This is a genomic window from Microbacterium sp. 13-71-7 (assembly GCF_002257455.1).
Taxonomy (GTDB): domain Bacteria; phylum Actinomycetota; class Actinomycetes; order Actinomycetales; family Microbacteriaceae; genus Microbacterium.
This window is the reverse complement of sequence record NZ_NCKN01000187.1, coordinates 1-8,187: the sequence shown is the minus strand read 5'-3', so window position 1 is coordinate 8,187 and position 8,187 is coordinate 1. Positions and strand designations below refer to the sequence as shown.

The following is an 8,187-nucleotide window of genomic DNA, read 5'->3' as shown; positions in this document are numbered from 1 at the left end:
CGGATCCGTGGCCCGCGTTCTCGTAGACGTGCAGCAGGATCGGGGCCGGTCCGCGCTGGGCCGCCTGCATCCGCGCGACGAACTTGCGCGCCTGCCACGGCGGGCAGCGGGGATCGTTCGCCCCCGCCTCGACATAGAGCAGCGGATACTCCGCCGGGCGCACCCGCTCGTACGGGGAGAGGGAGATCATGCGGGCGACGTCGACCGGATCGTCGGGATCGCCCCAGGCCTTGCGGATCACGAACTCCAGATACGGATTGCGGAACCCGCCGACGAGGTCGAGCAGCGGGGCGCGCGGCAGCACCGCGCACCACAGCTCCGGACGCGCGGTGATCGCGTTGCCGCACATCAGGCCGCCGTCGGAGCCTCCCGTGAGCGCGAGCCGGCCCGGGGCCGCGATGCCCTCGGCGAGCACGTGCTCGGCCACGGCGATCAGGTCGCCGTCGCGGGTCCCGCGCCGCTCCCGATCCGCGGCGCGGAACCAGGCGCTGCCGAACTCTCCGCCTCCGCGCAGGTACGCCTGCACGACCGTGCCGCCCGCGGCGAGGAACGCCGCGAGGTCCGGCTGGTACTGCGGAAGCATGGGGATGCCCGCGGCGCCGTAGGCGGAGATCAGCACGGGAGCCGGGCCCGCGGAGCCGCCAGGACGCACGACGTGGTACGGGATTGGCGTGCCGTCGGGGGCGATCGCCTCGCGCATCTCCGCGGTCGCATCGATCGCGATCCCCGGATCCTGCAGCACCTCGAGCGCGCCGCCGGGACGATGCCGGTAGACGCCCCAGGAGGAGGTGAGCGTCGAGAAGGCGAAGAGGAAGGATCCGTCCCGGCTCTCGGCGGCGAGCCCGGTGAGCGGGAAGAACGGGGCGGCGAGCGCGCCCTGCCCCGGCAGCGGCACGATGCCCCGTTCGGCGCCGGCCGCGTCGAGGATCCGCACCCGCGCCGCCGTGCGGTGGAACTCGCTCAGGTAGAGCGCATCGCCGACCGGGAGCACCGCCCGCAGCACCGCGTCGCTCTCCGGCACGAGCTCGGTCCACCCGGACGGGTCCGCTGGATCCGCGGCGTCCAGGGGGATCGCGACGAGCCGGCGCCGCGGCGCGTCCAGATCGGTGACGGCGACGTACCTGTCCCCCACGATGTGCCCCACGACGGTCTCCGGCCCTGGCGCGAGGAACGGTCTCCAGCCGGCGTCGGGGTCGGCGAGGTCGCGCACGGCGACGGGGAACGGCGTGCCCACCCGATGGGCCGCGACCGCCCAGCGTCCGTCCGCCGAGAACTGGATCCTGGTGTACTCGCGGGAGCCCTCCGGCACCGGCACGTCCTCGATCGGGGACGCGCCGCGCGTGCCGAGCATCCGCCGGTACACGACCTGGCGGAAGTCGTGGGCGGTGCTGCCGAGGCCGAGGAAGGCGAAGCCCGTGCTGTCGGGGAACCACGAGATCCCGCCGCCCCAGGAGCTGTGCAGCAGCTCGGGAGGTGCGTCGTCGCGCAGCGCGCCCGTGCGGGCGTCGATGAGCTCGACCCTGTTGTGCTCGCTGCCGTCGGTGCAGACGCCGAGGGCGAGAACCGCGCCGTCCGGCGAGGGGGCGAACCAGCTGAGCACCGACGTGCGCCCCGGCTCGTCGAAGCGGGTGAGGTCCACGAGGGCGCGACCGGGGCCATAGGGCTCGTCCGCGACCAGCAGCCGTCGCCCTTCGGCGCGGAACCAGCGCCCTCCGCCGGCCTGGGGCAGTTCGGGCCTGGCGCCCGCGTGGCCGCGCTCGACCACGGCGCGGACGGCTTCGCGGTCGTGGCCGGACCAGATGGTCTCCTCGGCGTGAGCGGCCTGCGCCCGCTGCCAGTCGGCCACCTCACCCGGTGCCGAGGCGTCGGCCTCGAGCCAGCGATAGGGATCCGGCACCGCGATGCCGGCGACGATCTCGACGACGTCCTCGGTGCGGGTGATCGGTGCGGCGCTCATTCGACGTCCTGCTGCGCGGGGGCGACCGCGGCCGCGGAGACGTGCGAGGCGGCGTCGGCCGCGGGCGCACCCGGTCCGAACTCCGCCCGCAGCCGGTCGAGATGACCGGGCACGAGCGACGCGCGGTGGCGGTGGGCGATCGCGTCGAACGCGGTCGTGACGTCGGCGAGCGGATCCATCCCGCCTCCCGCGTGCGTGCCCTCGATCCCGTCCCACGGCGCCGACGGCGCCCCGCGCAGATCGACGAGCACGTCGCCGAGCGGATCCAGCGCGTGCTCGAGGGACCCCGGCGCAGGTTCGCGCTCCGAGAGCGTCGCCTCCCAGTCGAACGGCCGCGGCGAGCGCTCCGCGAAGGACACGACGGGGCCGTGCCCGTAGGTCATGCCGATCACCCGGAGCGCGTCGCCGAGTCGCTCCTGCAGGATCGTGCCGAGCGCGGGCCTGCCGTGCAGCGGCTCTCGGCGCACATGCGCGTTGTGCGCGAGCACGAGGATCCGCTCCTCGCGGTCCGCGATCCATGACACGGTGTCGGCCATGAGCTGCTCACGCGGGTACGCACCCGGCGCACCGTCCCAGGAGAGCTCCGCGAAGAAGGCGCCCAGCGTCGCCGCGGCCCGCCGCGCGATGTCGTCGCCCTCGCTCTCGACCCGCGCGCACAGGCCGGTGATGCCGTCGCGGATCCGGCCGCGCGCCGCGTCGTCCAGGCCGTCCCAGGCGATCGCGGCCTCCGTCCGCCCGCCGAGGTCGGTGAGGCGCCGCAGCTCGTCGTCGCCCTCCTGAGCGGGGATCCGCTCGAGGCACGCCCTCACGGCCGCACCGGGCGAGGTCGAGGAGCCGGGCAGATCCATCCCCCAGAAGTGCAGGGGCGCCCGCCCCGAGCCCCGCCGTCGGGCGTTCTCCGCGCGCAGCCACGTCAGCTGCCGCCGGACGGCGTCGGACTCGCCGAAGCCGTAGGTGGTCCCGGCGCGGGCGACGTCCTCGACCTCACCCGCGCCGCCCTGGATCCAGGCGTCCACGGCGAGGCCCTCCGCGAAGCCCGACTCCCGCACGAAGGCTGTGAAGCCGAACTCTGTCGCGAGCGTGCGGAACAGTCCGTCGCCGAGCCGGGCGAAGTCGTCGATCCCGTGCGCTCCCTCGCCGAGCAGCACGACGCGCGCGCCTGCGACGAGGTCGTGCACGGCCTCAGGGTCCCAGGGCTCGCCCGGGGCCGCCAGCGGGCGGGCGCAGGTCCGGTCGGTCTCACGCATCGGGTCGATCCTCTCACCGCGACGGAGCCGGCCTCGCTCGACCGGCCCCGTCCGCGGATCCGTCACTTCTGCTTCTCGGTGAAGTACCACTGCTCCGGGGAGTAGATGAACTTCAGCAGGCCCTCGAACGTCGCCGGCGGGCCGGAGAGCGTGCTCTTCCAGACGATGAGGTTGTCGGGGGTGGGCAGGAACAGCACAGGGAGGTCCTTGGACAGCAGGGTCGTCTCCGCACTCAGCGCCTTCGGGTCGGATCCGAACACGCTCGCCTCGATCGCCTTGTCGGCCTCGGGATCGCTGTAGCTGCCGAGGTTGAAGCTGCCGTCCGTGTTGAACACGCCGTTCGCGGTCGGATACGAGCCCACGACCAGCGGGCCGCTGTCCTGCATGGCCCACTCGTTCGTGTTCGCCGGCGCTCCGGGGTTCGTGTAGTTCTCGTACATGTAGTTGAGCGACTTCGAGACGACCTTCACGTCGATCCCGAGCTTCTTCGCCTCGGAGGAGAACGCGAGGTCTCGCGCGCCGACATAGCTCGGCGAGCTCGCGGAGGCGAGGGTGAACGAGATCCTCTGCCCCTGCGCGATGCCCTCGCCGCACTGGTCGGATCCCGTGCCCGGCTTCTCGCATGTGGTGCCGCCCTTGTCGACCTTCCAGCCGTGCGCGGTCAGCAGCTTCTCCGCCGCCTTCGGATCGAACGGGTACGGCGCCTTGCCGCCGAAGTCGGGCGGGAACGCCGAACCCAGGCCGACCGTGGCGTAGTTCTCGCTCGCGGCCCCGTTGTAGACGCCGCGGCTCTTGATGTATCCGGGCTGGTCGACGAGGTGCTGCAGCGCCTGGCGCAGGTAGGGCTGGGCGATGATCTTGTCGAAGCCGCCGGTGGTGTTCGCGAAGTTGATCACGAGCGGATCCGAACGCGCAGGGGCCGGGGCCGCGTAGACGTCGTAGCCCTTCTTGCGCAGATCCTCGATCTTGGAGGAATAGCTCGAATCCAGCCGCCCGACCGTGATCGTGCCGGCCTGGTACTGGTTGTAGATCGCCGCGGCCGAGGTGAACGCCTTGAAGTCCACCTGTGTGAGCGTGTGCTTCCCCGGTCCCGTGTAGGCCTTGTTCGGCGCCAGCGAGAATGAACCGGTGGTCGGCTCGAAGCTCTTCAGCGAGTACGGGCCGTTCACGACCTGCCACAGCGGGTTGGTGGCGAACGTGGCCTGGTCCGCGGACTGATCGGTGAGGAAGGTGTAGATCGCGCTCGCGTTCGCGGGGTCCGTGTAGTCCAGCACCGGTCCCCCGGCCGCCGCGATGCTCCAGTCCGCCGAGGGGATGACGACGAGCTGCTGCAGGAGCGACTCCAGGTACGCGGGGTTGTACGCCTTCTCGAGAGTGAACACGACGGTGTCGGATCCCTGGGCGGACGCGGTCACGCCGTCCGGGAACTGCCCCGGCGTGTAGAACGCCCAGTTGGCCGCGCTCTGGGCGACGGCGGCCTTGAGGATGTCGAGCGAGAAGACGACGTCGCCGGCGGTGACGGGCTTGCCGTTGGACCAGCTGTTCTTCTTCATCGTGATCGTCACGGTGCGGCCGCCGTCGGCGTAGGACGGCGGCGCGGCGAGACTCGTGTCGGCGTTGCTCTTGCCGTCCGCGTCGGCCCGGTAGAGCGTCCGCCACATCAGGTCGTTGCCGATCACGGCGCCGTTCGCGGCGGCGGGCGGGTAGGGGAAGATGTAGTTCGGCGCCAGGCCCGGCGTCATCGCGATCGTGACGATCCCGCCGTCGACGGCCTTGCCGCTCGCCGCGGGGATGCGGCGGTACTGCGACGGGTCGACGGTGGTGCTGCCGGCGGTGCAGCCGGTCGTGATCAGCGCGGCCGCGACCGTGAGCGCGATCAGGAGGCGCCGTCGCCTCCGGGGAACCTGCGCGTTCATGCTGTGCTCCTTCTTCGGGTTCTTCGGGTTCTTGGGGCGGGTCGGGTCGGGTGGTGCGGATCCGGAACGGCCGCCGCGACGCGGATCCTGGTGCTTCGAGAGTGCAGGACGCCGGAAGGCGCCCGTTCAGAGATCCGGACAGTTTCGGCGCGGCGCGCCTGTGGAGGCGGACACACCTCGGCGCCGGGTCATCGGCGCCGGTCCATCACGTCGCGCAGGGCGTCGCCGAGCAGGTTCAGCCGAGCACCACGAGCACGATGCACAGCCCCGCGGGGTAGATGAGCCACCAGTTGCCGGCGGTGATGTAGGCGACCCCGCTCGAGAGCTGGCTGCCCCAGTCGGTGACCGGATAGCTCAGCCCGAAGCCGAGGAATCCCAGCGCCGCGATCACCAGGATCGCGTCGGCGACCTGGAACGTGAGGTTCACGATGATCACGCCGAACGTGTTCGGGATGAGGTGCGTGAAGATGATCCGGCGGTCGCCCGCGCCCATGAGCCGCGCGGCCTGCACGAACTCCCGCACCCGCAGGGACAGCACCTCGCCGCGGATGAGCCGTGCAGACACGAGCCAGGAGAAGCCGCCGATCACGAGGCTCAGCGTGAGCGGCGTCGCGGTGAAGCGCGCCGCGATGATGAGCACGAAGAACAGGAACGGGATCGCCAGCAGCACGTCGACGAACCGCATCATGATGCCGTCCACCACGCCGCCGGCGAGCCCCGCGACGGCGCCGTAGACCGTGCCGAGCGTCGTCGCGAAGACCGCGGCGAGCAGACCGATCTCGAGCGACACCTGCCCGCCCAGCATGAGCCGGCCGAGCACGTCGAAGCCGTTCGGATCGGTGCCGAGCGGATACCCCTCCCCCGGCGGCAGGAGCGCATCGAGCAGGTTCACGTCGGTCTGGTTCGTCGGGTACAGCAGCGGCCCGACGAAGCTGAACAGCACGAGCAGCGCGAGCATCGACGCCCCCGCCACGGCCATCGGGCTGCGCCGCAGCGCACGCAGGACGGCGCCCGCAGCGAGAGGGCGCGCCGCTGTCGCGGCGGCGACGATGACGTCGGTCTTCTCGGACAGCTCAGGGTGTGCGGTGGTCATCTGCTCAGCTCGATCCGTCGGTCCGCGCGTGCGACCACGAGGTCGGCGAGGAGGTTGCCCAGCACGGTGAGGGCGCCACCGATGAGCGTGTACGCCAGCAGCACCGGATAGTCCTCCCGATGCAGGCTGTTCAGGAACAGGAGGCCGAGACCGGGGTAGTTGAACACCGACTCGACGATGAGGTTGCCCGCCAGCAGCGTGGGGATCATGACGCCGACGAGGGTGATCAGCGGGATGCAGGCGTTGCGCAGCAGGTGCCGCATCAGCACGATCCGCTCCGGCGCACCCTTGGCGCGGGCGACCTTGATGTAGTCCATGCCGAGCTGCTCGAGCGCCGCGGAGCGCTGGTACTGCGAGAAGACCACGACGTTCGTGAGGGCGAGGGTGATCAGCGGCAGCGCCATCGCGCGCGGATCGGTGAACACCACCCAGGGCGAGGTGGACTGCGACGCCTCCGCCGGGAACAGCGGCACGAGCTGGCTGAGCAGCGCGATCAGCAGCAGCGCGACGAGGAACGAGGGCGTCGCATAGAGCAGGTAGGCGATGCCGGTGGCGGCGCGGTCGACGACGGTGTTCCGCCGGACCGCCTGCAGGATCCCGAGCGGAATCGCGATGAGCAGCGCGAGCACGAGGCCGGACAGGGAGAGCACGGCGCTGCGCCCCGCGTTCTGCGCGAACAGCACCGAGACGTCCTCGTTCAGCTTGTAGGAGCGCCCGAAGTCGCCGTGCAGCAGCTGCACCACGTAATCGACGTACTGCGCGAACAGAGGGCGGTCGAACCCGTTCTCGTGGTTGAACGCCTCGACCGCCGCGGCCGACGCCTGCGGCCCGAGGACGACGCGCCCCGGGCTGTCGGAGATGAGATGGAGCATCACGAAGATCACGATCGAGATGCCGATCAGCACGAGCAGCGAGACGAGGATCCGCCGCAGCAGGTACGAGATCATGCCGCCGCCTCCGTCTCGGTCCGGTCCGCGGTCCGCGCGTCCGCCGCCGCGCCGGCCTTGGGCTGCAGGGGGAAGTGACAGGCCACATCGTGGCCGGTGCCGACCGCCTCCAGCAGCGGCTCCACGGTCGCGCACAGCTCGGTCGCGAGCGGGCACCGCGTGCGGAACCGGCACCCGCTGGGGGGGTCCAGGGGGCTGGGCAGCTCTCCGCGCACGCGCTCGACGCCCTCCGGCGCCGGAGCGTCCGGATCCGCGACGGGCACCGCGGCGAGGAGTCCCGCCGTGTACGGGTGCGCGGGCCGCTCGTAGACGTCGTCGGTCGCCCCGAGCTCGACGATCTTGCCGAGGTACATGACCCCGACCCGGTCGGAGAGGTAGCGGATGACGGAGAGGTCGTGCGAGATCACGACGCTGCTGAGCCCGCGCTCGCGCTGCTGCGTGCGCATGAGGTTGAGCACCTGTGAGCGGATCGACACGTCGAGGGCGCTCACCGGCTCGTCCGCGACGAGGACGTCCGGATCCAGTGCGAGAGCGCGGGCGAGCCCGATGCGCTGGCGCTGGCCGCCGGAGAGCTCGTGCGGGTACCGCTCCATGATGGACGGGCCGAGGCCCACGCTCTCGAGCAGTGCGATCGCGCGCTCGGTGCGCTCGGCGGCGGTGCCCACGCCCTGGATCGCGAGAGGCTCGCGCAGGATCGTGCCGATCGTCATCTTCGGGTCGAGGGCGGCGCCGGAGTCCTGGAACATCATCTGCAGCTTCGCCCTGCGGGCGCCGAGCTCGCGCCGGCGCACGCCGGAGACCTTCGCCCCTTCGAGTCGCACCTCGCCCGCGGTGGGCCGGTCCATCGCGACGAGCATGCGCCCGAGCGAGGACTTGCCGCACCCGGACTCTCCGACGAGCCCCAGGGTCTCCCCCGCCCGCACCGCGAAGCTCACCCCGGAGACCGCCTTCACCGTGCGCCGGCGCCCCTTCGGCGCCCAGCCCGAGACCGGATGCTCCTGTACGAGGTCGACGACCTCGAGCCGGT

Annotated in this window: 6 protein-coding genes; all 6 read right to left on the bottom strand. The window is 71.8% G+C overall.

Annotated features, from left to right (window positions below; genetic code table 11):
- Positions 1 to 1,957, bottom strand: a 1,957-nt coding sequence (locus tag B7X32_RS15675) for a prolyl oligopeptidase family serine peptidase (RefSeq protein WP_292721609.1), incomplete at its 3' end; no start/stop codon positions are given.
- The gene (locus B7X32_RS15670; protein WP_292721606.1) at positions 1,954 to 3,204 is read right to left on the bottom strand and encodes an erythromycin esterase family protein; all 1,251 of its coding nucleotides are present in this window, start codon (positions 3,202 to 3,204) and stop codon (positions 1,954 to 1,956) included. The genes B7X32_RS15670 and B7X32_RS15675, both read right to left, overlap by 4 nt.
- Before the next feature lie 62 nt (positions 3,205 to 3,266).
- Positions 3,267 to 5,120 carry an ABC transporter substrate-binding protein gene (locus tag B7X32_RS15665; protein ID WP_292721604.1) on the bottom strand — a complete coding sequence of 618 codons (1,854 nt, stop codon included), beginning with the start codon at positions 5,118 to 5,120 and terminating at the stop codon, positions 3,267 to 3,269.
- A 235-nt stretch (positions 5,121 to 5,355) separates the two neighbouring features.
- Positions 5,356 to 6,213 (bottom strand): ABC transporter permease, encoded by an 858-nt coding sequence (locus B7X32_RS15660; RefSeq protein WP_292721601.1) that lies wholly within the window; start codon positions 6,211 to 6,213, stop codon positions 5,356 to 5,358.
- Positions 6,210 to 7,160 carry an ABC transporter permease gene (locus B7X32_RS15655; protein WP_292721597.1) on the bottom strand — a complete coding sequence of 317 codons (951 nt, stop codon included), beginning with the start codon at positions 7,158 to 7,160 and terminating at the stop codon, positions 6,210 to 6,212. The genes B7X32_RS15660 and B7X32_RS15655 overlap by 4 nt, the downstream gene beginning before the upstream one ends.
- Positions 7,157 to 8,187, bottom strand: a 1,031-nt coding sequence (locus B7X32_RS15650; protein WP_292721594.1) for an oligopeptide/dipeptide ABC transporter ATP-binding protein, incomplete at its 5' end; no start/stop codon positions are given. The genes B7X32_RS15655 and B7X32_RS15650, both read right to left, overlap by 4 nt.